Below are 2,045 nucleotides of genomic sequence, written 5' to 3' on the forward strand. Positions count from 1 at the left end.
AGCTGCATCTGTAAAGCCGCAGGTGAAAGCCTGTATTGTTTGTGAAGCGTAAATCTCTGATTTGAGGTATTGGGGCAATCCTGTGGGGGATTGCCTCTTTTTTTATCTGCGCCGTCATGCCACAATGACATCATCCCTTATCCAACCCGATCACGCCATGACTCCGATACTCGCCTTCGACATCGAAACCATTCCCGACGTAAACGGCATCCGCCTGCTTTACGATTTACCTGCCGATTTGCCCGACAACGAAGTCGTCCTGTTTGCCCAACAGCAACGCCGCGCCAAAACTGGCAGCGACTTTATGCAACACCATCTGCACCAAGTCGTCGCCATCTCCTGCTGTATGCGCTGGGGGCAGGACAAAATCCGCGTCAGTACCATCGGCGATCCCGAAGACAGCGAAGAAGTCATGATTGCCAAGTTCTTCGAGGTCATCGAAAACTATACGCCACAACTCGTCAGCTGGAACGGCGGCGGTTTCGACCTGCCCGTCCTCCACTACCGCGCCCTGATACACGGCATCAGCGCCGCCCGCTATTGGGACATGGGCGACGGCGATTTTGGCGACAGCCGCGACTTTAAGTGGAACAACTACATCAGCCGCTACCACACCCGCCATTGCGACCTGATGGATTTGCTCGCCCTCTACCAACCGCGCGCCAGCGTGCCTTTGGACGATATGGCCAAACTCTGCGGCTTCCCCGGCAAACTGGGCATGGACGGCAGCAAAGTTTGGGACGCTTATCATGCAGGCCGTCTGAAAGACATCCGCGACTACTGCGAAACCGATGCAGCCAATACCTATCTCATGTATCAACGCTTTCGCATGATGAGCGGCGCGCTCGATGCCGACGAATACGAAGTCGAAATCAAACGCATCAAACATTATCTGGCCGCACAAGCCGAAGAAAAACAACACTGGGCGGAGTTCGTCGCTGCTTGGCGTTAAACCAGGCCGTCTGAACAGACAAACCAAAAAACCAAAAGGGCGTGATTGACACGCCCTTTTTTATATTCCGACAAACCATGCCCGCTAAGCAGGCAAACGCCCCAGCGTGACCCTGTCCAATCCAGCCAAATCCTGTTCGGTTGCCACTTCGGCAAAACCGTTCTCCAGCATAATGTTCCGCACCGCTTCGCCTTGGTTATAGCCGTGTTCAAACAGCAGCCAGCCGTTGGCTTTCAGATATTTTGGGGCTTCTTGGGTAATGTAGCGGATATGGCTGAGGCCGTCTGAAAAGTCGGTCAACGCGTTTTGCGGTTCAAACCTCAAATCGCCTTGCAACAAATGCACATCGCTGTTTTCAATGTACGGCGGATTGGAAACAATCACATCGTATCGGCCTTCAGACGGCCTGTCGGTATCAAACCACGAACCCTGCGCAAACTCAACTTTTGCGCCCAATTCGGCCGCATTTTGACGGGCAGTATCCAAAGCACCGACGCTGATATCGGATGCGCGAACATCGGCATCAACGCGTTCAAGCGCGACGGTCACGGCAATGGCACCGCTGCCCGTTCCCAAATCCCACACGCGGCCTTGCGGCGGCAAGCGTTTGAGCACGGCTTCCACCAAATGCTCGGTTTCAGGGCGTGGAATCAGTACATGGGGATTGACGGCAAAGCGTCGTCCGTAAAACTCACGCACACCCAAAATATAGGCCATCGGCTCGCCGCTCAGACGGCGTTGCGCCAGCCTGTCCGCCCGCTGCCGGACTTCGTCCGGAATTTCTTCCCCGCCCCGTGTCAACAACTGCACGCGCGTATATCCCGAAGCATATTGCAGCAGCATTCTTGCTTCATTTTTAGGCAGTTTTGACAAGCCCAACCATTCGTCAAACATCATTTTTTATCCCGTCTGCCGCCGATGCGGCTCGAACATTTTTTCCGGCTTTGCGGCACGCTTGTTCAAAAAATATCATTTTCGCTTTGAAATTATATAATAAAGAAAAACACCTTATCGCCGTTTCGATACCGTAGGAATTTATCCGAATAACAGAAACGCTCCGCCGTCATTCCGCGAAAGCGGTCATCCGGAAACA

At 53.5% G+C, this 2,045-nt stretch carries 2 protein-coding genes; one reads left to right on the forward strand and one right to left on the reverse strand.

The features are described from left to right. Positions 1 to 157 precede the first annotated feature (157 nt). Positions 158 to 952, forward strand: a complete 795-nt coding sequence (locus tag ACTHUT_RS18955; RefSeq protein ID WP_250599470.1) for a 3'-5' exonuclease — start codon at positions 158 to 160, stop codon at positions 950 to 952. Between the two features lie 84 nt (positions 953 to 1,036). Here ACTHUT_RS18955 and prmC read toward each other — a convergent pair whose 3' ends face one another. After that, entirely contained in the window at positions 1,037 to 1,849 is an 813-nt protein-coding gene (gene prmC, locus ACTHUT_RS18960) for a peptide chain release factor N(5)-glutamine methyltransferase (protein ID WP_250599468.1), read from the reverse strand. Positions 1,850 to 2,045 lie beyond the last annotated feature (196 nt).

It is taken from the genome of Neisseria sp. P0022.S010, from assembly GCF_051956635.1.